Origin of the sequence: Streptomyces hirsutus, from assembly GCF_001418415.1 — a bacterium.
GTDB lineage: Bacteria > Actinomycetota > Actinomycetes > Streptomycetales > Streptomycetaceae > Streptomyces > Streptomyces hirsutus.
In genome coordinates, this window is the sequence record NZ_LIQT01000093.1 from 1 (window position 1) to 19,892 (window position 19,892).

Annotated in this window: 20 protein-coding genes and 1 tRNA gene; 6 read left to right on the forward strand and 15 right to left on the reverse strand. The window is 71.1% G+C overall.

What is annotated here, in order from left to right; genetic code table 11:
- Positions 1-243: 243 nt before the first annotated feature.
- A complete protein-coding gene (locus tag AOK11_RS08110) occupies positions 244-1,230 on the forward strand; it encodes a PAC2 family protein (protein ID WP_055592966.1) in 987 nt (328 codons plus the stop codon).
- Between the two features lie 91 nt (positions 1,231-1,321).
- Here the strand turns inward: AOK11_RS08110 and mshC are convergent, their stop codons facing one another.
- The 4 genes from mshC to AOK11_RS08130 all read right to left on the reverse strand — a co-directional run bounded on the left by mshC (position 1,322) and on the right by AOK11_RS08130 (position 4,945).
- Positions 1,322-2,551, reverse strand: coding sequence for a cysteine--1-D-myo-inosityl 2-amino-2-deoxy-alpha-D-glucopyranoside ligase (gene mshC / locus AOK11_RS08115; protein ID WP_055592967.1), 1,230 nt, complete (start codon positions 2,549-2,551; stop codon positions 1,322-1,324).
- A gap of 241 nt (positions 2,552-2,792) precedes the next feature.
- Positions 2,793-3,593 carry an SCO1664 family protein gene (locus tag AOK11_RS08120; protein WP_055592968.1) on the reverse strand — a complete coding sequence of 267 codons (801 nt, stop codon included), beginning with the start codon at positions 3,591-3,593 and terminating at the stop codon, positions 2,793-2,795.
- Positions 3,590-4,180, reverse strand: a complete 591-nt coding sequence (locus AOK11_RS08125) for a DUF3090 domain-containing protein (RefSeq protein WP_055592969.1) — start codon at positions 4,178-4,180, stop codon at positions 3,590-3,592. Before AOK11_RS08125 ends, AOK11_RS08120 begins: the two co-directional genes overlap by 4 nt.
- 78 nt (positions 4,181-4,258) lie before the next feature.
- The gene (locus AOK11_RS08130) at positions 4,259-4,945 is read right to left on the reverse strand and encodes a histidine phosphatase family protein (RefSeq protein ID WP_055592970.1); all 687 of its coding nucleotides are present in this window, start codon (positions 4,943-4,945) and stop codon (positions 4,259-4,261) included.
- Between the two features lie 110 nt (positions 4,946-5,055).
- Between AOK11_RS08130 and corA the strand changes: the two genes are divergently transcribed.
- Complete coding sequence (corA, locus tag AOK11_RS08135; RefSeq protein WP_055592971.1) at positions 5,056-6,051, forward strand: magnesium/cobalt transporter CorA; 996 nt, start codon at positions 5,056-5,058, stop codon at positions 6,049-6,051.
- Positions 6,052-6,144: 93 nt separating this feature from the next.
- Here corA and AOK11_RS08140 read toward each other — a convergent pair whose 3' ends face one another.
- Together AOK11_RS08140 and AOK11_RS08145 are read right to left on the reverse strand one after the other, a co-directional pair.
- Complete coding sequence (locus AOK11_RS08140) at positions 6,145-6,933, reverse strand: ferritin-like domain-containing protein (RefSeq protein WP_055593009.1); 789 nt, start codon at positions 6,931-6,933, stop codon at positions 6,145-6,147.
- 272 nt (positions 6,934-7,205) lie between these two features.
- Positions 7,206-8,261, reverse strand: a complete 1,056-nt coding sequence (locus AOK11_RS08145; RefSeq protein WP_055592972.1) for an LLM class F420-dependent oxidoreductase — start codon at positions 8,259-8,261, stop codon at positions 7,206-7,208.
- Positions 8,262-8,445: 184 nt separating this feature from the next.
- On the opposite strand from AOK11_RS08145, the gene AOK11_RS08150 reads away from it, so the two are divergent.
- Both AOK11_RS08150 and AOK11_RS08155 read left to right on the forward strand, forming a co-directional pair.
- Entirely contained in the window at positions 8,446-9,432 is a 987-nt protein-coding gene (locus AOK11_RS08150) for an aldo/keto reductase (protein WP_055592973.1), read from the forward strand.
- Positions 9,429-11,693, forward strand: coding sequence for a helix-hairpin-helix domain-containing protein (locus tag AOK11_RS08155; protein ID WP_055592974.1), 2,265 nt, complete (start codon positions 9,429-9,431; stop codon positions 11,691-11,693). The genes AOK11_RS08150 and AOK11_RS08155 overlap by 4 nt, the downstream gene beginning before the upstream one ends.
- Before the next feature lie 120 nt (positions 11,694-11,813).
- Here AOK11_RS08155 and AOK11_RS08160 read toward each other — a convergent pair whose 3' ends face one another.
- Positions 11,814-12,503, reverse strand: a complete 690-nt coding sequence (locus tag AOK11_RS08160; RefSeq protein ID WP_107098525.1) for a hypothetical protein — start codon at positions 12,501-12,503, stop codon at positions 11,814-11,816.
- Between the two features lie 47 nt (positions 12,504-12,550).
- Here AOK11_RS08160 and AOK11_RS08165 point away from each other — a divergent pair, with 47 nt between their 5' ends.
- Entirely contained in the window at positions 12,551-12,739 is a 189-nt protein-coding gene (locus tag AOK11_RS08165) for a DUF5703 family protein (RefSeq protein WP_055592975.1), read from the forward strand.
- 102 nt (positions 12,740-12,841) lie between these two features.
- Here AOK11_RS08165 and AOK11_RS08170 read toward each other — a convergent pair whose 3' ends face one another.
- The 3 genes from AOK11_RS08170 to AOK11_RS08180 all read right to left on the reverse strand — a co-directional run bounded on the left by AOK11_RS08170 (position 12,842) and on the right by AOK11_RS08180 (position 15,444).
- A complete protein-coding gene (locus AOK11_RS08170; protein WP_055592976.1) occupies positions 12,842-13,528 on the reverse strand; it encodes a chaplin in 687 nt (228 codons plus the stop codon).
- A 214-nt stretch (positions 13,529-13,742) separates the two neighbouring features.
- Positions 13,743-13,976, reverse strand: coding sequence for a chaplin ChpH (chpH, locus tag AOK11_RS08175; protein ID WP_055592977.1), 234 nt, complete (start codon positions 13,974-13,976; stop codon positions 13,743-13,745).
- A 142-nt stretch (positions 13,977-14,118) separates the two neighbouring features.
- Positions 14,119-15,444 carry a M20/M25/M40 family metallo-hydrolase gene (locus AOK11_RS08180; protein WP_055592978.1) on the reverse strand — a complete coding sequence of 442 codons (1,326 nt, stop codon included), beginning with the start codon at positions 15,442-15,444 and terminating at the stop codon, positions 14,119-14,121.
- A 282-nt stretch (positions 15,445-15,726) separates the two neighbouring features.
- On the opposite strand from AOK11_RS08180, the gene AOK11_RS08185 reads away from it, so the two are divergent.
- Positions 15,727-15,814, forward strand: a tRNA-Leu gene (locus AOK11_RS08185).
- A 79-nt stretch (positions 15,815-15,893) separates the two neighbouring features.
- Here the strand turns inward: AOK11_RS08185 and AOK11_RS08190 are convergent.
- The 5 genes from AOK11_RS08190 to AOK11_RS08210 all read right to left on the reverse strand — a co-directional run bounded on the left by AOK11_RS08190 (position 15,894) and on the right by AOK11_RS08210 (position 19,663).
- Positions 15,894-16,514, reverse strand: a complete 621-nt coding sequence (locus tag AOK11_RS08190; protein WP_240497260.1) for an HNH endonuclease — start codon at positions 16,512-16,514, stop codon at positions 15,894-15,896.
- Positions 16,515-16,637: 123 nt separating this feature from the next.
- On the reverse strand, positions 16,638-18,014 hold the full coding sequence (locus AOK11_RS08195) for an AAA family ATPase (protein WP_055592980.1): 1,377 nt from the start codon (positions 18,012-18,014) through the stop codon (positions 16,638-16,640).
- A gap of 94 nt (positions 18,015-18,108) precedes the next feature.
- A complete protein-coding gene (locus AOK11_RS08200; protein ID WP_055592981.1) occupies positions 18,109-18,345 on the reverse strand; it encodes a 3'-5' exonuclease in 237 nt (78 codons plus the stop codon).
- A 290-nt stretch (positions 18,346-18,635) separates the two neighbouring features.
- Positions 18,636-18,854, reverse strand: coding sequence for a DUF397 domain-containing protein (locus AOK11_RS08205; RefSeq protein ID WP_055592982.1), 219 nt, complete (start codon positions 18,852-18,854; stop codon positions 18,636-18,638).
- Entirely contained in the window at positions 18,851-19,663 is an 813-nt protein-coding gene (locus tag AOK11_RS08210) for a helix-turn-helix domain-containing protein (protein WP_055592983.1), read from the reverse strand. The genes AOK11_RS08205 and AOK11_RS08210 overlap by 4 nt, the downstream gene beginning before the upstream one ends.
- Positions 19,664-19,892 lie beyond the last annotated feature (229 nt).

Sequence of the window (19,892 nt, forward strand, 5' to 3'; positions counted from 1 at the left end):
GCCGTCCACCTCGCGGGCCTCGAGCGGTGGCCGCGTTCCACGCGGTGAAGGCCCGCCGTCCGCACCGTGAGCGGGCGGCCCTCCCGGGCGGCCCTGCCGGACGGCTCGGATCGACACGGGGTGTTTCCCGGCGCCTGCCGGGGCAGTGTTGGGGCATTCCCCCTGCGAGGGGGCTGCGGACGCTCCCCCCTGCACGCCGTAAGGTTGGGGCGTACGCGAGGGCACGTCGGAAGGAGGCACTGGGTGATCGAGCTCGAGGGGGTTCCCGAGCTGATCGACCCGGTCATGGTGGCCGCGTTCGAGGGCTGGAACGATGCCGGTGACGCCGCCTCCACCGCGGTCGCGCATCTGGACAGGGAATGGAAGGGCGAGGTGTTCGCGGCGCTGGACGCCGAGGACTACTACGACTTCCAGGTCAACCGGCCCACGGTGTTCATGGACGGCGGCGTGCGGAAGATCACGTGGCCGACGACGCGGTTGTCGGTGGTCCGGGTCGGTGGCGACAAGCCGCGCGATCTGGTGCTGGTCCGCGGGATCGAACCGTCCATGCGCTGGCGCTCGTTCTGCAACGAGCTGCTGGGCTTCGCCCATGAACTCGGGGTGGAGCTGGTGGTCGTCCTGGGCGCTCTGCTGGGTGATACTCCGCACACCCGTCCGGTCCCGATCAGCGGGACCACGTCCGATCCGGACCTGGCCCGCCGCATGGACCTGGAGGAGACCAAGTACGAGGGTCCCACGGGGATCGTCGGCATTCTCCAGGAGGCGTGCACGCACGCGGGCGTCCCGGCGGTGTCGCTGTGGGCGGCGGTCCCGCACTACGTGTCGCAGCCGCCCAACCCGAAGGCGACGCTGGCCCTCCTGAACCGGCTGGAGGACCTGATCGACGTGCGCATCCCGCTGGGCGAACTGTCCGAGGACGCGCGCGCCTGGCAGGTGGGCGTGGACCAACTGGCCGCGGAGGACAGCGAGGTCGCGGAGTACGTCCAGTCGCTGGAGGAGGCCCGGGACACGGCCGAGCTGCCGGAGGCGTCGGGCGAGGCGATCGCCCGCGAGTTCGAGCGCTATCTGCGGCGCCGTGACGGTTCGTCCGGCCCGCCGCAGCCCGGTGGCCACGCCACGGCCGACGGCGGGGACGGCCCGTCGTTCCGGCGGGACGCCCCGGGCAGTCGGCCCCGCCCGCCGAAACCGACGAAACCGGACACGGACGGCGAGGACTCCTCGGAGGACTGACCGCGGACGGACGCGAAGGACCGAACGCGGCGGGCCGAGGCAGGCGGACCCGGACGAACGCAGTGGGGCGCCCCACTGCGTTCCCTATCGTTTACAACGCCACGCCGAGCAGGGCGTCCACGGCGCGGGAGACGATCCCGGGCGCGCCCATGTCCGTGCCTCCCTGCTGCTCCTGGGCCACGGCCCAGCGGTCGACGGCGGCCAGCGCCGCCGGAGCGTCCAGGTCGTTGGCCAGGGCTTCGCGGATCTCGTCCACCAGAGTCTCGGCGGACGGGCCGTCGGGGCGGGAGACGGCGGCCCGCCAGTGCCCGAGCCGCGTCACGGCGTCCTGGAGGACCTGGTCGGTCCATTCCCAGTCCGCGCGGTAGTGGTGGGCGAGCAGCGCCAGCCGGATCGCCGCCGGGTCCACGCCGTCACGCCGCAGCCGGGACACGAAGACCAGGTTGCCCTTGGACTTGGACATCTTCTCGCCGTGCAGGGCGACCATCCCGGCGTGGACGTACGCCTTGGCCATGGGGAACTCGCCGGTGAGCACCTGGGCGTGCGAGGCGCCCATCTCGTGGTGCGGGAAGACCAGGTCGGAGCCTCCGCCCTGGATGTCGAAGCCCATGCCCAGGTGGTCCAGGGCGATGGCGACGCACTCGATGTGCCAGCCCGGACGGCCCCTGCCGAGCGATCCGCCGTCCCAGCTGGGCTCGCCCTCGCGGGCGGCCGACCAGAGCATCGGATCGAGGGGGTTCTTCTTGCCCGGACGGTCCGGGTCGCCGCCGCGTTCGGCGGACAGCAGCCGCATGGCGGCCGCGTCGAGGTGCGAGACCTGCCCGAAATGCGGGTCGGCCTCGACCGAGAAGTAGGTGTCGCCCTCGAGTTCGTACGCGGCGCCGAGATCGCGCAGCCGTTCGACGAGCGGGACGATGCCGGGTATCGCCTCCACGGCGCCTATGTACTGACGCGGCGGCAGCATCCGCAGGGCCGTCATGTCCTCGCGGAAGAGCTGGGTCTCCTGCTCGGCGAGGGCGGCCCAGTCGACGCCGTCCCGCTCGGCCCGCTCCAGCAGCGGGTCGTCGACGTCGGTGACGTTCTGGACGTAGTGAACCTGCCGCTTGGTGTCGAGCCACACGCGCTGCACGAGGTCGAACGCGTTGTACGTCGCCGCGTGTCCGATGTGGGTGGCGTCGTACGGGGTGATGCCGCAGACGTAGATACGGGCTACGGGGCCGGGGTCGAGTGTGATCGGGCCCCCGGTCGCGGTGTCGTGAATCCTCAGGTCGCGTCCCTGACCGGGCAGGGCGGGGACCTCGGAAGCGGGCCAGGCATGCATGCCCTGAGCGTAACCGGACCATGGTCCAGGACACGAACCGGAGCGGGCCGGACGACCGGGAAGGCACTCTTGCGCATCACCGCCGAACGTGCGGGTGGCGCGCGGGCGAAGGGTGTACGGAGCTGTCCCGCCCGGCCCGGACGCGGGCCGGACGCGGGCCGGAGCACCATGCTCGGGCCGTGCCACCGGGCGTGAGCCGGACCCGCGTGAGCCGGACCCGCGTGAGCCGGACCGGCGTAGGTCAGACCGGCGGCCAGGGGACCGCCGGCCAGTCCCCGCCGGGCTCGGGATGGGTGCCGGAGGCGAGGAGGGAGGTCACACGGGCGCGCGTGGCGTCGATCTCGGCGGGGGTGATCAGCGGGGCCAGCGAGGCGGCCAGCGGGCCGCCCTCGGCGAGTGCCTTCCCGAGGGTCTCGAGGACCTCGCGCGCCTCCCCGGGCAGGGGCTCCCCCGCCCAGCCCCACAGCAGGGTGCGCAGCTTGTCCTCGACGTTGAAGGTGACGCCGTGGTCGATGCCGTAGAGCCGGCCGTCCCGGGTGGGCAGGAGGTGCCCGCCCTTGCGGTCGGCGTTGTTGATCACCGCGTCGAGCACGGCCATCCGCCGCAGCCGCGCGTCATCGGCGTGCACGAGCAGTGCGGTGCGTCCCTCGCCCACCTCGGCGAATCCGATCGCCTTCCAGCCGGGTGCGGGTTCCTCCCGGTCGACCAGGGCGAGGAGTTCCGTGCCCGGGGCGGTCTCGATCCACAGCTGGCACATGCCCTCGCCATGCGGGCCGTCCCGCAGCACGGTGGGCGGCACCAGTCCCCAGCCGGTCGCCTCGGAGACCAGGTACGCCGCGACCTCGCGCCCGGCGAGCGTCCCGTCCGGGAAGTCCCACAGGGGCCGCTCCCCCGCGACGGGCTTGTAGACACAGGCGGCCTCGCGGCCCTCGTGGGCCACGGTGCAGTACAGCACCGCGTTCGACGCCTCACGGATGCGCCCGCGCACGGTCAGCTCGCCCTGGGCGAGCAGCACCGCGGCGGTGGGGTCTGCGGTGGTCACGCTCCGCGTCGGTATCCGTTCTGGCGCGGACACACATGTCCTTCCGGGTCGAGGGGGAGGCTGCACAGCGGACACGGCGGCCGGCCCGCGTTGACGACGTCGAGGGCGCGCTTGGCGAAGGCACGGGCCTGGATGCCGGTGAGCCGGACCCTGAGCATCGGGGGCCCGTTCTCCTCGTCCTGGAGCAGCCGCTCCTCCGCCTCGGCGAGGTCCTCCTCGGATTCGGCGTCCAGTTCGACGAGCGCCTGCGCCTCGACGATCATGCACTCCTCCTCGCCGTCCCAGGCGAGCGCCATGGTGCCGACGCGGAACTCCTCCTCCACCGGGGCGTCCAGCGGAGCGGTGTCGGCGATCTCGGTCGGTGCCACGGCGGGCACGGCGGCGCTGCCGCCACTACGGCGTACGACCTCGTCGAGCAGTTCGTCCATGCGTTCGGCGAGTGCGGCGACCTGGGTCTTCTCCAGGGCCACGCTGGTCACCCGGGAGCCGGCTGAGGCCTGGAGGAAGAACGTACGGCGCCCTGGCAGTCCGACCGTACCGGCCACGAAACGTTCCGGCTGGTCGTAGAGGAACACCTGACGGGACACGTCCTGACTCCATCGAGAGTTGTGGGTACCTGTATCCACGGCGCTGCCGCGTCGGCTTCACCCTACTGCGGCCGACGATCACGGTGCGCCCGCGCCGCCCCCCACCGGGGCGTCGTCGGAGGGCGTCTCGTCGCGCGGTGCCAGGGCGGCGAGGTCACCGGTGTCGCCGAGCCGCACGAGGTAGGGGCGCAGCCGCGTGTACCGGATCGCGGTGACGGAACACGGATCGACGGAAATCCTCTGGAAGAGGTCCAGATGAAGTCCGAGTGCTTCGGCGACGAGGGACTTGATGATGTCCCCGTGCGAACACATGAGATAGACGGCGTCGGCGCCGTGATCGCGCTCCACGCGCGCGTTCCACTCGCGCACCGCTTCGGCGGCGCGTGTCTGCATCGCGCGCATGGACTCCCCGCCGGGGAAGGCGGCGGCCGACGGATGGGCCTGGACGACCTCCATGAGGGGCTCGTCCTTCAGCTCGGCGAGCTTGCGGCCCGTCCAGTCGCCGTAGTGGCACTCCCCGATGCGGTCGTCGGTGTGGGCGGTGAGGCCGGGCCGGGCGTCCAGGAGCGGCCGGATCGTCTCCTGGCAGCGCTGGAGGGGGCTGGCGACGACCTCGGAGAGGGGCAGGGCGGCGAGCCGTCCGGGCAGGGCGGCGGCCTGCGCGGCCCCGCGTTCGTCGAGGGCGACGCCGGGCGTCCAGCCGGCGAGCAGTCCCTCGGTGTTGGCGGTGGATCGTCCGTGCCGGACCAGGAGCAACGTGGGCATGCGGCCCAGGGTAGGCGCACGCGCGGGTGTGCGGCCGGGTGCGTCGCAAGGTGTGCCGTCCGGCGCGCTGCCGGATGTGTTCTCCGGCCGGTGGGGGGAAGGTTCGCTGCGTGATCATCGACTGCGCCGTCTACCGGGAAGGACACCGGACGGAGGGGCCCGACGACTTCTCCGACGCGCTGGAACAGGCACGGGCGTCGGGGGGATTCGTCTGGATCGGGCTGCACGAGCCGACGGCGGACGAGTTCGATCTGGTCTCCCAGGAGTTCGGACTGCACCCGCTGGCGGTCGAGGACGCCCTCAAGGCGCATCAGCGGCCCAAGCTGGAGGTGTACGACGACTCGCTGTTCATGGTCCTCAAGCCGGTCGCCTACGAGCCTCACAGCGACACCGTCTCCACCGGCGAGGTCATGATCTTCCTGGGGGACGCGTTCGTGGTGACCGTCCGGCACGGCGAGGGCTCCCCGCTGAACGCCGTACAGAGCCGTCTGGAGCACGAACCGGAACTGCTGGGCAAGGGGCCGACGTCGGTGGTGTACGCGATCGCCGACGCCGCCGTCGACCACTATCTCGACGTGGCGACCGAGTTGCAGACCGACCTGGAGGAGCTGGAGGCGGAGGTCTTCTCCCCGGACGCCGCCGGTACGCGGCACACCGCGTCCCGGGTCTACACGTTCAAGCGGCAGATCCTGGAGTTCCGCCGGGCGACCGGGCCGCTGACGCAGCCGGTGGCACGGCTCATGGGGGCGGGCGCCTCCGGTGCGGCGGTGCCCTTCGTGTCCGAGAAGGCGCGGCCCTTCTTCCGTGACGTGCACGACCACCTCACGCGCGTGAACGAGTCCGTGGAGAGCCTGGACCGGCTGGTCTCGGACATCCTCTCGGCGCATCTGGCCCAGGTGAGCGTCCGGCAGAACGACGACATGCGGAAGATCTCCGCATGGGCGGCCATGGCGGCGGTCCCCACGATGCTCGCGGGGATCTACGGCATGAACTTCGAGCACATGCCGGAGCTGCGGTGGGAGTGGTCCTATCCGGCGGTGATCCTGGCGATGGCCGTGCTGGAGGTGCTGCTGTACCGGCTGTTCAAGCAGCGCGGCTGGATGTAGCGGGCGGCGGACCGAAGGGGCGGACGTCCGGCCCGGTGCGGCCTGCGGGCCGGTCCCCTCCGGCAGCACGGCCTCTCCGGCTCCATCCGTGGCTCAGGCGAACTCGGGGGCCGTGCTCTCCGGGCCGCCCAGGGCGTTGTGGCGGTCCGGCATCCTCAGCGAGACCATGCGGCGCCAGCCGCCCAGGCGCTCGTAGGCGTACACCGCGTGGATACCGGCCGCCAGGAGGGCCGCCCTGGCCCTGGACCAGCCGAGGATGCGGCCCATCCGGTCCATCACCGCGAGGCTGACGTCCCGGTACACGCGGATCTCGGCGAGCGCGCTCGCGCGCAGGGTGCGTTGGATGGCGCGGCCGTGTCCGGCGTAGGCGAAGCGCAGGAGTTCCTCGTGGCAGTAGGCGAGGTGGTTGTCCTCGTCGGCGGAGATCATCCTGACCGCGCGGCCGAGTTCGGGGTGGTCGGAGAAGTGCTTGCGGAGCAGTTCCATCTGCTCGGAGGCGCGCTGTTCGGTGACCCGGCTGTGGGCGAGGTAGGTGACGATGTCCTCGACGGTGAGCGGCTCGTCGTGCTTGAGCCTGTCGTGCGCCAGACCGATGCCGCCGCGCTCGAGGAGCATCGTGTAGTCGGTCTCGGGCGGGACGGGGACGGGCCGCACACCGCGCTTCTTCATCAGTGCGTTGAAGATGCGACCGTGCTTGTCCTCGTCGGCGCCGTGCCTGGTGATCTTGGGAGCGAGCGCGCGCTGGGACTCGGGGACCAGAGCGGCGATCCGGGCGTTCTCCCAGCCGCCCTGGGCCTCCCCGCCGGCAGCGATGGAACAGAACAGCGCGAAGGACTCGTCGTCGTCGAGGATCTCCTGGAACAGACTCCTGGCCGAAAGCATCATGGGCCCCTCTCCGCGAGGATTCCGCACGTCCGCAGTCCTGCGGTCCGCGGTGGTCCGAAGTGGTCCGCAGAGAAGGAGTCAAATGCGGGGAGGGGCGCACGGCAACAGGGACGGCCGACAACTGCGCCGAACGGAGGACGGGCGAGGGGGCACCGGGGCGTAACCGCGGGAGCCGCCGGGCGTTGTGGTGGGTGACGGCCGTGGCGGGGAAGACCCCCGAGCCCCCGCCACGGCCGTGGAACTCCTCGCGGGCGGCCCCGCGGACGGTCCTATGCGAGACCGGCGCGTTCCAGGGCCTCGGTGCCGGCGCGCAGCGACGCGAGCCGCTCGTCGAGGGTGAAACCGGCCGGGGCGAGGGTGAGGGTGGTGACCCCGGCCGCCGCGTAGGCCTTCATCCCGTCCGCGATGCGGTCCACGGAGCCGAGGAGCGTCGTGGAGTCGATCAGGTCGTGCGGTACGGCCGCGGCGGCGCCCTGCTTGTCGCCGGACAGGTACTTGTCCTGGATCTCGGCGGCCTCCCGCTCGTAGCCCATGCGCCCGGCGAGCTGGTTGTAGAAGTTCTGCTCGCGGCTTCCCATGCCGCCGACGTACAGCGCGGTGTAGGGACGGAAGGTGTCGGCGAGGGCGGTGACGTCCTTGTCGTCCCCGACGGCGAGGGGCACGGTGGGGCAGATGTCGAAGCCGTCGAGGGTCTTGCCCGCCTTCTCCCGGCCCGCCCTCAGGTACGTGACGGCGGTGTCCTCCAAGTGGTCGGCGGAGGGGAAGATCAGCAGGGCGCCGTCGGCGATCTCGCCGGTCTGCTCGAGGTTCTTCGGTCCGATCGCGGCGATGTAGAGGGGGATGTGCTCGCGCTGCGGGTGCACGGTGAGCTTGATGGGCTTGCCGGGGCCGCCGGGGAGGGGCAGCGTCCAGTGCTCGCCGTCGTGGGTGAGGCGCTCGCGCGTCATGGCCTTGCGGATGATCTCGACGTACTCGCGGGTCCGGGCGAGCGGCTTGTCGAACTTGACGCCGTACCAGCCCTCGGAGACCTGCGGGCCGGAGACGCCGAGGCCGAGGCGGAACCGGCCGCCGGAGAGGGAGTCGAGGGTGGCGGCCGTCATCGCGGTCATCGCGGGCTGGCGGGCCGGGATCTGGAAGATGGCCGAGCCCACGTCGATGCGTTCGGTCTGGGCGGCGACCCAGGTGAGCACGGTGGCGGCGTCGGAGCCGTAGGCCTCGGCCGCCCAGCAGACCGCGTACCCGAGGCGGTCGGCCTCCTGCGCCACGGCGAGGTTGTCCGCGTCCATTCCGGCGCCCCAGTAGCCGAGGTTGATCCCGAGCTGCATGGCCGTCTCCCCTTACCCATCAGTAACGTCGTGTGTGCGGAGACCCTATACCGCGAGGGCCCTGCGGGGGTGCGGTGCCGCTCGCGGTCTTCGTGCCGGGCGGGGCCGGGCCGCCCGGTGCCTGGGGAAATACGTTGTCCACAGGTACCCACACCACAAGGTCTGGCCAGTAATCTCGGCGTTCATGGAGCAGAGGCATCTCGGCCGTACCGGCCTGCGCGTGTCCCGGATCGGCCTCGGGACCCTGACCTGGGGTCGGGACACCGACGAGCACGACGCCGCGGACCTCTTGAAGACCTTCTGGGAGGCGGGCGGCAACCTCGTCGACACCGCCGACGTGTACGGCGACGGGGAGGCCGAGTACCTGCTCGGGCAGCTCATGGACGGGCTGGTGCCGCGCCGGGACCTCGTCATCTCGACCAAGGCCGGCAGCGTGCCGGACCCGGACCGCAGGGTCGACGGTTCGCGCGGTCATCTGCTCTCCGCGCTGGACGCCTCGCTCGCACGTCTGGGCACCGACCACGTCGACGTGTGGCACCTCCACTCCTACGATCCCGCCACCCCGCTGGAGGAGACGCTCCAGGCCCTGGACATCGCCGTCGCCAGCGGGCGGGCCCGCTATGCCGGCGTGTCCAACTTCTGCGGCTGGCAGCTGGCCAGGGCGGCGACCTGGCAGCTCGCCGCGCCCGGCTCGCGGGCCCGGCTCGCGAGCACCCAGATGGAGTACTCGCTGCTCCAGCGGGGCGTGGAGCGGGAGGTGCTGCCGGCCGCCGTCGACACGGGGATCGGGCTGCTTCCCTCGTCCCCGCTCGGGCGGGGCGTGCTGACGGGCAAGTACCGGGGCGACGCCATGCCGCCGGACTCGCGGGGCGCCTCCGCGCATCTGGCGCCGTTCGTGGAGCCTTATCTGGACGACACGGCGAGCAGGATCGTGGACGCGGTGACGACGGCGGCGGACGGGCTCGCCGTGACCACGCTCCAGGTGGCTCTCGCGTGGGTGCGGGACCGGCCGGGCGTGACCGCCCCCGTCGTCGGCGCGCGCAACGCGCGGCAGCTCACGGCGGCGTTGTCGGTGGAGGCCCTTAGTCTTCCTGACGAGATCTGCCGGGCGCTCGACGATGTGTCGGCGCCCGTGCACCGCTATCCCGATCACGACTGGAGCACGCTGTGAGCACGGAGCCGCCCGAGGAGACCACGGAGAACGCCGGGCCGGGGACACCGGACGAGGCGGCGGACACCTCGGAGCCCGCGGCGACGCCGGAGGCCTCGCCCGGGGCCGTCCCGGATGCCCCCGCGGAGGCGGAGGGCACGGAGGCGGAGGGCGGGCAGACGGCCGGGGCCGGGCAGGTGTCCGAGGCCGAGGCCGAGTTGCTGGCGCAGCGGGCCGAGCGGGACCGGATCGAGCGGCGGAAGGCGGAGCGGCAGGGGTCGATCGAGGCCGGCGGCAAGCTGAGCGGCACGGCAGCCGATCTGCTCGCCGCCGTACGGGCTGTGGAGAGCGGCGAGAAGCCGGCGACCGCGGTGTTCGAGGAGGCCCGGCCCGCTCCGCTGCGGCCCGCCCCCGAACCGGTGCGGCCGGCGCCGCCGGTGACCGCCGGGCAGACCCCCGCCGACGGCGTGGTCGTGGCCGTGCGTGAGGTGCTCGCCCAGGGCGGCGCGCCCGAAGCGCTCGCCGTGCAGGCTGCCGGTGTGCTGGGCGAGGGGGCCGCACAGGCGTTGCGGGCCGATCCCTGGCAGCTGTTGCGGGTGGCGGGTGTGCGGCCCGAGCAGGCGGACGGTTTCGCACGGGCGCTGCTCGGCGGTGAGGCCGGGCCGGACGACGGGCGGCGGGAGCGGGCGGTCACCGGATGGCTGCTGGAGCAGGCCGCGGCGGCCGGGCACACCGCCCTGGAGATGTCCGCGCTGACCACCGCGCTGGCGCGGCAGGGGGTACCGGATCCCGAGGAGGCCGTGCAGGCCGCGATCTCCGACGGTGACGTCCTGGTCTTCCAGGACCCGCTGCCGGAGACGGGCACCCCGGCACCCCAGCGGGACGACGCCGGGGACGACGCGGACGGGGCCGAGGAGGAACGGCCCGTCAGGGTGCTCGTGGCGCTCGAGCGGTACGCGATGGCCGAGGAGAGCCTCGCCGACGGGCTGGCCCGGCTCGTCAACTCCGTTTTCCAGCAGGACGGTTCGGATGCGGAGTGGGAGCGGGCCGCCGCCTCGGCGGGCGGGTCCTCGGGGGAACTGATCCGCGCGGTCGCCGGTCACGGACTGGTGCTGCACACGGGCGGGGAGGCGTCCCTCGCCGAGCCGGCGGCTCTGCTCCGGGCGGCACGCGGTCTCGGACTGCGCGCCTGGGCCGCCGTCCACACCCCGGTCGGGCGTACCCGGTTCGCGGCCCTGCTGGAGGCCGTCCCGGCCGGGGGCACGGGACCCGGGGAGACGAACGCCGGCGTCACCGCAGCGGGGGACGAGAAGGCCGAGGACCCCGGAGTCGCCACCGTCGCCGGGCTGCTGTCCGGTGCCGAGGGACCGGGGCGGGACGCCGACGGGGCGCTGCTGCTGGACCTGCTCGTCGTGCTGGACGCTCCCCTGCTGGACGTCGAGACGGCCGCGCTGGTCACGGAGTCGCTGCCGGACGGCTCCCGGCTGCTGCTGGCCGGGGACCCGGGCGTGCTGTGGTCCGTCGGTCCGGGGCGGGTGTTCGCCGATCTGCTGGCCGCGCGCGTGTGCCCGCAGATCGCCTCCCGACGGCCGGATCCCGGGCCGTTGGGCGAACTGGTCTCCGGTATCGGGGTCGGTGAGCTGAACCAGGTGGCGGCACCCGGCAGGGAGGTCGTCATCGTGCCGGTGCGGGACCCGGGCGAGGCCGTGCACCGGACGGTGCAGCTCGTGATCGACTCGGTGCCGCGCGCGATCGGGGTACCGGCGGAGGAGACGCAGGTGATCACGCCGGGGCACGGGGGCGCGGTGGGCACGCGGGCACTGAACGCGGCGTTGAAGGAGCGGTTGAATCCGGGGCCGGGGCGCTTCGGCGGGTTCGACCCGGGCGACCGGATCGTCCACTCCCCCGTCCGGGGGCGTACGGCGCCGGGCCGGGTGGTGAAGGCCGGCGCCGACGGGCTGCACCTGTCCTGCGCGGGCGAGGCCGTCGTCGTACCTCAGGAGCGAGTGGAGCAATCGGTACGGCACGGCTGGGCGCTGACGGCACACCAGGCGATGGGGAACCGGTGGCCGGCCGTGGTCGTGGTCCTGCCCGGCGATGCCGTGCAGGCGTTGAGCCGGCCCTGGGTGTACACGGCGTTCAGCAGGGCGGACCGCCATCTGTCCGTGGTGCACGGGGTGGAGCAGGCGCTGCCGCGTGCCGTGGCGGAGGTTCCGGCGAAGCCCCGGACGACCCGGCTGCCGGTACTGCTGGCGCCGCAGGTTCCGGCAGCGGCCGGCTGACTCCGGGCACCACCCGTAACGGTGACGGTGACCGCGGTGGCGGTGGCACCCCCGGTGCCACCGCCGGTGTCGCTCTCGCCGCCACCGTCACCCATGCCGACGGCGCGCCCCCGGGTGTGATCAGCGATCGGTGTCCAGGGCCGGAACCGGCTCGTCCTCGAGGCCGTCGTCGAGGTCGTCCACATCGTCGTCGGGGTCCTCGTCGAAGACGGCGCTGACGTCGAAGCGGCACACGACCTGCGCCGGGTCCACCTCCTCGAACGGGGCCTCCAGCCATTCACCGGGTTCCGCCGGTTCGTCCGATGCCGTCACCCAGAGCGTGGAGTCGCCCTCCTCCAGGCCGAACTCCTTGTGCCGGGAGGCGATCTCGTCCGGTTCGTACTCGCCGAACAGGAGGCCGAGCGCGCCGTGGACGGTGCCCGAGGTGTCGGAGGTGTCGGAGGCGTCGGAGATGTCGTCGTCCGCCGCCTCGATCCGCTGCGCGTGCGCCAGCAGCCGCTGCGGCTCCGCGACGGCGTAGTCGCGGCGGATCAGCACGCTGAGCGCGCTGGGCTCCTCGGGCCCGGTGTAGGGCGGCAGTGCGTCCTCGGCCGCGGGGATCTCGAAGGGGGTCACCTCGTCGTAGCGGTCGTAGAGCAGTTCGTCGTACGACTCGGCGGCCACGGCCAGCTCGTTGAACGCCTCGTAGACGGCCGGGTCGTCCTCCCCCGACCGGCGTTCGACCGCGGCCAGGTGGCGGTCGAGCGCGGTCTTGACCGCCTCGGCGGCGGCGCGTACCTCGGCAGCGGTGGGCTGCGCAGCATCAGACATAGTGCAGACGCTATCCGTACCGGGGCCCAGACCGCACAATAGATGCGATGCCGGAATACGAATTTGTCGACGTGCACGTACCGCGCGGGGTCTCCCGCAAGGAAGCGGCCCGTCTGCTGACGGATCACGCGGAGTACGGTCACTGGGAGCTGGACCGACTGCGTCTGCTGCGCGACGGGAGCCGCAAGGTGCGGCTGCGGCGGCGGATCATCCGCCAGGTGCGCGCGACCTGGTGAGTTCGGACACACCGCCGGCCGGTACTCCTTCACCCACGGAGCGGGCCCGGCTGAGCCGGGCCCGCTCCGCACGACCGGTGGGGGCCGCTGTCGCGGCCGGTGTCACGCGGCGGCTCGTGCCTTGCGGTAGAGGACCACGCCGGCGAGCAGCGCGCCCGCGCCGACCGGCAGGGCGAGACCGACCGGCAGCTCACTGCCGGTCGCGGCGAGCTCCACGTCGCCCTGGGGCCGGGCGGCGGTGTGGGTGACCGGCTGATGACCGGGGGCGGAGCCACCAGGGGTGGCCTCGCCCGGGGTGGACGGCGGGCCCGGCTCGGCCTCGCCCGGTTCGCCCGGCAGGCCGGGCGCCTCCTGCTCGCCGGATCCGCCGCTCGCGCAGTCATTGCCCAGAGCAACGTTGCCGAGACCGATGACGTCGACGCTGTTGCCGCAGACGTTCACCGGAACGTGGACCGGCGCCTCGATGCGGTTGCCGGACGCCACGCCGGGTGAGTCGGTGGTGTGCCCGTCGGCCTGCGCGCCACCGTGACCGCTCGACGGCGAGCCGCCGTGGTGGGCGCAGGAGTTGCCCACGGACGGGTTGAGGACGCCGACGGCGTCGACCGTGTTTCCGCAGACGTTGACCGGCACGTGCACCGGCGCTTGGAGCGAGTTCCCGGAGAGCACTCCGGGCGACCCCTTGGCCACACCCTGTGCGCCGGAGTCGGCGTGCGCGATACCGCCCGCGGCGGCGATCACGCCGGACGCGGCTGCCACGGTCATCAGGCCCTTACGGGTGACCTGTCGCATGTACTGATTCCCTGCCTTCGACCAAGTACCGGGGAGGGTGTCCACGGATTCCTGGGATTCCCCCGACTTCTCGGACTCCACGAAATCCACGGATTCTCTTCCCGGTGTTCGGGACGTACTGGAAAACCGGTCGGCCCCGGAGCGCATGGCGCGCACTCCGGGGCCGACAAGCTCAAACCCTGAAAGGGCGTGCCCTAATGGGCGAGGCACAATGTCACTGGTTGACGCAGGTGTTGCCGAACGCGGGGTTCAGCAGCCCGATCACGGAGACCGTGTTGCCGCAGGCGTTCACCGGGACGTGCACCGGAACCTGAACGGCGTTGCCCGAGGCGACACCCGGGGAGTTCACGGCAGCACCCTGGGCACCGGAATCGGCGGCGGCCATACCCGCACCCGCGAGAACCAGTCCACCGGTGGCGGCAGCGACAGCGACGATCTTCTTGAGCATTATTCCTCCTCGTTGGCAATGCGATCCAAATCCGCGGATCACATCACGGGTAACGAGGAGGGAGTAATGAGGCTACGAGCTTATCGTCGGATTCACTCTTCCCGGTTACCTCCGCACGTCTGCACGAATAGTGACGGACCGTTCAGGACGCGTCCAGGAACCGGTCGAGCACCCGCACACCGAACTTCAGACCGTCCACCGGAACCCGCTCGTCGACCCCGTGGAACATGCCGGCGAAGTCCAGCTCCGGCGGCAGCTTCAGCGGGGCGAAGCCGAAGCAGCGGATACCGAGGTCGTCGAAGGACTTGGCGTCGGTGCCACCGGAGAGCATGTACGGCACCGCCCGTGCGATCGGGTCCTCGGCGCCGAGCGCCAGCTGCATGGCGTCGACGAGCCGGCCGTCGAAACCGGTCTCCAGCGCCTTGTCCGCGTGCACGTCCTCACGCTTCACGCGCGGGCCGAGGATCCGGTCGAGGTCGGCCAGGAACTCCTCCTCGTATCCGGGCAGGAAGCGGCCGTCGACATGGGCGGTGGCCTGGCCCGGGATGACGTTGACCTTGTAGCCGGCGCCGAGCATGGTGGGCGCCGCCGAGTTGCGCAGCGTGGTGCCGATCATGCGGGCGATGCCGCCGAGCTTGGCGAGGGTCTCGTCCATGTTCTCCGGGTCGAGCTCGGTGCCCAGTGCGTCGGAGAGCTCGTCCAGGAAGGCCCGTACCGTCTTGGTGACCCGTACCGGCCACTGGTGCCGGCCGAGCCGGGCGACCGCCTCGGAGAGTTCGGTGATCGCGTTGTCGTCGTTGGTCATCGAGCCGTGGCCGGCCGTGCCCTCGACGGTGAGCCGCATCCAGTGCATGCCCTTCTCGGCGGTCTCGACGAGGTAGAGGCGCAGCTTCTCGTTCACGGTGAAGGAGAACCCGCCGACCTCGCCGATCGCCTCGGTGACGCCCTCGAACAGCTCGGGGTGCTCGCGGACCAGGTGCTTGGCGCCGTAGGTGCCGCCGGCCTCCTCGTCGGCGAGGAAGGCGAGGACGACGTCGCGCGGGGGCTTGCGCCCACTGCGCAGGCGGTCGCGGACGACCGCCAGTGTCATCGCGTCCATGTTCTTCATGTCGACGGCGCCGCGCCCCCACACGCATCCGTCGGCGATCTCGCCGGAGAAGGGGTGGTGGGTCCAGTCGTCGGCGTTGGCCGGTACGACGTCGGTGTGGCCGTGGATCAGCAGGGCCGGCCGGGAGGGGTCCTCCCCCTCGATACGGGCCACGGTGGAGGCGCGGCCCTTGTGCGACTCGAAGATCTGCGGTTCGAGCCCCACTTCGGCGAGCTTCTCGGCGACGTACTCGGCCGCCTTGCGCTCGCCGGGGCCCGAGTGGTCGCCGTAGTTGCTGGTGTCGATCCGGATCAGGTCGCGGCAGAGGTCCACGACCTCGTCCTCACCGGTGACGCCCTTGGCCGTGTCCGTCGCGCTCACGTGGTTCCTCCCGCTGTCACTGCACGCTGTCCCTGCTCGTGGGTCTCCCCCTCATCCTCTCCCCTGCGCGGCCCCGCCCCAAGGCGGGACCCGGCCCGTCACGCGGCGTTCACGCCGGGACGGAGCACAGCCCGGGCGGGAGCCGGACGGAAGCCGGGACGGGAACACCGCCGGACACGAGCGCAGCCGGGCCGCGCGCCCACCGGAGGTGATCGGCCACCCCGGAAAGCCTGGTAATGTTTACGTCGTCGCCGCGGGGGAAACCCGCGCGTCAGACACCTTGTCCGGGTGGCGGAATGGCAGACGCGCTAGCTTGAGGTGCTAGTGCCCTTTAACGGGCGTGGGGGTTCAAGTCCCCCCTCGGACACCAGTAGGCGAAGGGCCCTTGTCGAGCAAGGGCCCTTCGCCTTTTCCCGGCTCACTGAGGGTTCCTGCTCGGACAGAAATGGTCAGAGCCCAGGCAGGAGCGCTGCGCGAACATCGTGGTCGCGCAGCAGTGTGAGGGCTTCGGAGTCGTCCATGAAGATGTCGTCGGCGCCCGGCGCGAGCGCCTGGTGAAACATGGCGTGGACGACATCGGCGGTCGGTTGCTCCCAGATGGCGGCGGCGCAGTCCGCGGCATCCTCCAGATCGCCCTTGTCGACGGCGTTGCGCCAGTCCTTCAGGAGGAGCGGTGTGACCCGGTACGCACGTCGGCGTCCTCGGATGAGGATGCCGCGGTTGAGACGGAAGACGTTGATCGTTTCCTTGCCCCGGTCCGTGAGGTCCAGGTACTCGCCGGTGGCAAGCGAGAGGTGCAGATGCGCCGCGGGGTCCTCACTGCTCGGGTCGATGAGGAGGGGCGTGCCGTCAACGGCGAGCGGGAAGACATCGCGCTTCAAGTGACTGTTGCACAAGGAGCACGCCAGCAGATGGTTGCTCCAGTCGAAGGTCCGGAGCGGGTTTTCGCGGATGGGCTCGAAGTGATCGATGTCCGTGCCCTGGTTGTCCCCGCAGTACATGCAGCGTTCCAGACCTGGCGCCATCTCCGCCAGAGCGCTGCGCAGAATCGGATGTACGTGTCTCCGCACGGTCGTGTGCTTCCATAACCCACTTTGCCCGCTGCCTCGGGACGGGAGCCTGCCCGATGTCATCCGTGTGCCCGGACATCGCAGTCCGGGTCTGTTGCGGGAGGGACCCCCGAGTGATGCGAATCACGATTCCCCCCGCGGGCGGCCCGAGTGGCGCCGGGACGCGATTTCGTCGACACGGGTCGCCGGGGAGCTGGTCAGCTTGCGCTTCAGTGCCCGGTACTGGGCCTTCTCCTCCTCGCTGGCGCGGCCTCGCACGACGTCCAGCTCCAGGGCGATGAGCTCGTCCCGCTTCTGCTCGGCCTTCTCCGAGTAGGGCGTGTCGAGCCCGAAAAGGTCGGACAGTACAGCGTCGTCCCCGCTGCCGAAGATGATGCGGTCGTAGAGATGCTGAGGCACGACTTCCACAGGGCTGTCCTCGTCCGGGCCGGGGAGTCGGATCAGCCCACCCGGGTCGGCCGCCTGGCAGATGTAGGGGCTGTGCGTGGTGACGATGAACTGGATGTTCGGGAAGTGCGCCTTCAGCCAGCCGCCGATCCGCTTCTGCCAGGAGACGTGCAGGTGGGCGTCGATCTCGTCGATGATGACGACCCCGGTGCTCGGCACGTTCGGGACACCGTCCGTCATGTCGAGAACGAGTTCGCCGTAGGCGTCGTGGAGCTGCTTGAGGATGTCCACAACCAGGGCGGCCACCGTTCGGTAGCCGTCGCTCATCTCCCGCAGCGGGAATCTGTGGCCCCGGTTCATGACCCACAGGCCCTCGGAGTCGACGCCGTTGATGCGGTAGTCGTCGGGAAGCAGGTCGTCGCCGAGGATCGCCAGTGCGGCGGCCTTGAGGTCCCGGGCGCCCTCACGGTCCTCGAAGGCGCGCAGATGCTGCTCGACGAGCCAGCTCACGCCTTCCGCCAGGGAGGCGTCTTCGTGGAAGAGGCTGGTCAGTCGGGCGACCGCGCCCGAGGTGGACATCAGCCGCTGGATGTCGCTGGAGCCGCCGGCCAGTCGGCGGAAGGGGCCGTACCCGGCACAGAACCACCCCACAGGATTGTCGGCCCACGGACCGCGCAACGCGACGGGTCGTTCCTTCTGGTAGCCGATGGCCATCAGCGACGGCTGGCCGGTCCTACTGGACCCCGGCTTGCCGGACAGCGATCCCTCGCTCGACGCGGCCCACCGCAGGCCGGCCCAGACTGGCAGGGCCGACCGCCTCCCCCCGGTGAATTCGTCCTGCCCCGGCTCGTGGACCAGGCACACCTCCGCCTTCGCCACCCGCTCGTCCCGGGAGACCCAGGTCTCGAACCCGGGGACGAGACTCCGGGCGACCGCCGGCCCGCTGACCGCCAGGGCGAGCGCGCGCAGCAGCGTCGTCTTCCCCGAGCCGTTGCGGCCGGCCAGGACCGTCCAGCCGGCGTACGAGCCGTCGGGCCTGGTCAGGTCCAGGTCGACCGTGCGCCCACCGTGGAACGACCTGATGTTCCGTAGGCGCAGATTCTTGAGGTACATGTCTCGTCCGCCCGCATCCCGTTCTGAGGTGAGAGCCGTACAGCGGCCGGCTCCGCGGTGACTCTAACGCGCCACTCCGTCGAATCGCCGCAGGTCAGTGGCTTCCTTCCAGGAAGGGGCTGTGCTTTACCGCCCACGTGACGGCCAACTGTTCGCGGGCCCTGGTGGCTGCGACGAACAGCAGGGAGCGCTCACGCTGCAGGTCACGCTCGTGCTGCAGACGGTCTTCGGACACCGGGGTGACGGCATGGGGCTGGGGCACGTGGTCGGCGCCGACGCCGATGATCGCGACCGCCCGGTATTCCAGTCCCTTGATCCGGTGCATCGTCATCACGTGTACTCCGGAACCGGGCGCCGAGGTCTGCCGCGGCTTCACCTTGACGGCCTTGATCCCCGCACCCCCAACGCCTCCACCGTCGCCTCGACGAGCTTGTTGGTGCGGGCGGTGACGACGATCTCGTCCTCCTTCAGCCCTTCCCCCAGCCAGCCCTCGACCCGTGCGGCCAGGCCGGTGAGCTCGGCAGCCGTGGAGGGGTATTCGACGAACTCCGGTCCGGCTCCCCCGCCCTAATCGACTGCACAGCGCATTCGATGCACTTCGGGATTCGCGCGCAGATCGGATCAAGTCTTACTGCTGTGGGGCGCAGCGAAGCCAGTGAAGTCCGCCCACGTGGTGGGGGTCACCGTGAGCGCCGGGCCGGTGACGGCCTTCGAGTCACGAATGTGGACGGCCTGCCGCGAAGTGGCCACCTCTACACACTGGCCACCCTCCGCACCGCTGTAACTGCTCTTGAACCACCGCAGATCCTGGGCCATGGTCGTGATCCCTCGGGCGTTCATAACTCCCTCAGCAACTTCTCGATGTAGGCCAGAGACTCACACGGGGTGAGGGCCTGCGCACGGATGATCCCATAGCGCGCGGCGAGTGCACGGACCTCTTCGCGATCAGTCACCAGTGTGCTACGTCCTTGCGCTTCTGTGTAGCCGATCTGCTCTCCTCCCTCAAGGGTGAACACCGTGAAGCCGCCGTCCACACCAGCGTTGTCCTCCCGGTCGAGCGGCATCACCTGCACTTCAACATTGCGCTTCTCTCCGACCAGAAGGATCTGCTCCAACTGACCTCTCACTACCGAGGCCCCTCCGAGTCGCCGTAGCAGTACATGCTCTTCCATGACAAAACTGAACAAAGAAGCGGGCCACTTGTCGAGGATCTCCTGGCGAGCCAGACGCGCCGCCATCCGCTCCTCAATCGTCTCTTCCTTCAGGAGCGGCCGGCGCATACGCAAAACCCCTCGCGTGTACTCCTCCGTCTGCAACAGGCCGTTGACCATGTGGGTGTCGTACATCTGCAGCTCGACCGCCTCGGCCTCCAGGCGCGCCGCATCGCGGAAGAATGCCGGGTACCGCGCCCGCGCGACCTCCTCCTTCATCGCCCGCAGGACGCCTCCCGCGTCCAGCACCTCATCCGCCCTGTCGATCAGCTCGGGCTTGGGGATGCGGCGACCGAGCTCGACCGACGTGATCTGGTCCTCCCCGTAACCGAGCCGGGACCCCAACTCCCCTCGCGTCAGCCCGGCCCGCTCCCTCAGCAGCTTCATCTGCCGTCCGAAGCACCGCAGGAAGTTCGTCCCGTCGTCCTGTTCCACCATGCCCGCCGCCTCCGGTAACCCCGTAGCCCACAGTTCTGCCGCGCAGCCGTACACACTGAAGCCGTACACGCAGCGCGAGGCGTCACGCTACGCGCCGTGACGAGGCACTTGTCCCCGGACGCCCGCAAGTTCCCTCGTACCAGCATCCGCCGCCGCGTGTACGCACTCGGAAACCACCTGTACAGACCGGGCACGTACAGGCGTTTCTGCTGGTCAGCGCCGTGCCGTC

Coding starts and splice junctions, on each gene's coding strand:
- mshC (WP_055592967.1), bottom strand. CDS start 2,551: ATGCATGCCTGGCCCGCTTCCGAGGTCCCCGCCCTGCCCGGTCAGGGA.
- AOK11_RS08130 (WP_055592970.1), bottom strand. CDS start 4,945: ATGCCCACGTTGCTCCTGGTCCGGCACGGACGATCCACCGCCAACACC.
- AOK11_RS08140 (WP_055593009.1), bottom strand. CDS start 6,933: ATGCTTTCGGCCAGGAGTCTGTTCCAGGAGATCCTCGACGACGACGAG.
- AOK11_RS08145 (WP_055592972.1), bottom strand. CDS start 8,261: ATGCAGCTCGGGATCAACCTCGGCTACTGGGGCGCCGGAATGGACGCG.
- AOK11_RS08150 (WP_055592973.1), top strand. CDS start 8,446: ATGGAGCAGAGGCATCTCGGCCGTACCGGCCTGCGCGTGTCCCGGATC.
- AOK11_RS08160 (WP_107098525.1), bottom strand. CDS start 12,503: ATGTCTGATGCTGCGCAGCCCACCGCTGCCGAGGTACGCGCCGCCGCC.
- AOK11_RS08165 (WP_055592975.1), top strand. CDS start 12,551: ATGCCGGAATACGAATTTGTCGACGTGCACGTACCGCGCGGGGTCTCC.
- AOK11_RS08170 (WP_055592976.1), bottom strand. CDS start 13,528: ATGCGACAGGTCACCCGTAAGGGCCTGATGACCGTGGCAGCCGCGTCC.
- chpH (WP_055592977.1), bottom strand. CDS start 13,976: ATGCTCAAGAAGATCGTCGCTGTCGCTGCCGCCACCGGTGGACTGGTT.
- AOK11_RS08195 (WP_055592980.1), bottom strand. CDS start 18,014: ATGTACCTCAAGAATCTGCGCCTACGGAACATCAGGTCGTTCCACGGT.
- AOK11_RS08200 (WP_055592981.1), bottom strand. CDS start 18,345: ATGACGATGCACCGGATCAAGGGACTGGAATACCGGGCGGTCGCGATC.
- AOK11_RS08205 (WP_055592982.1), bottom strand. CDS start 18,854: ATGAACGCCCGAGGGATCACGACCATGGCCCAGGATCTGCGGTGGTTC.
- AOK11_RS08210 (WP_055592983.1), bottom strand. CDS start 19,663: ATGGTGGAACAGGACGACGGGACGAACTTCCTGCGGTGCTTCGGACGG.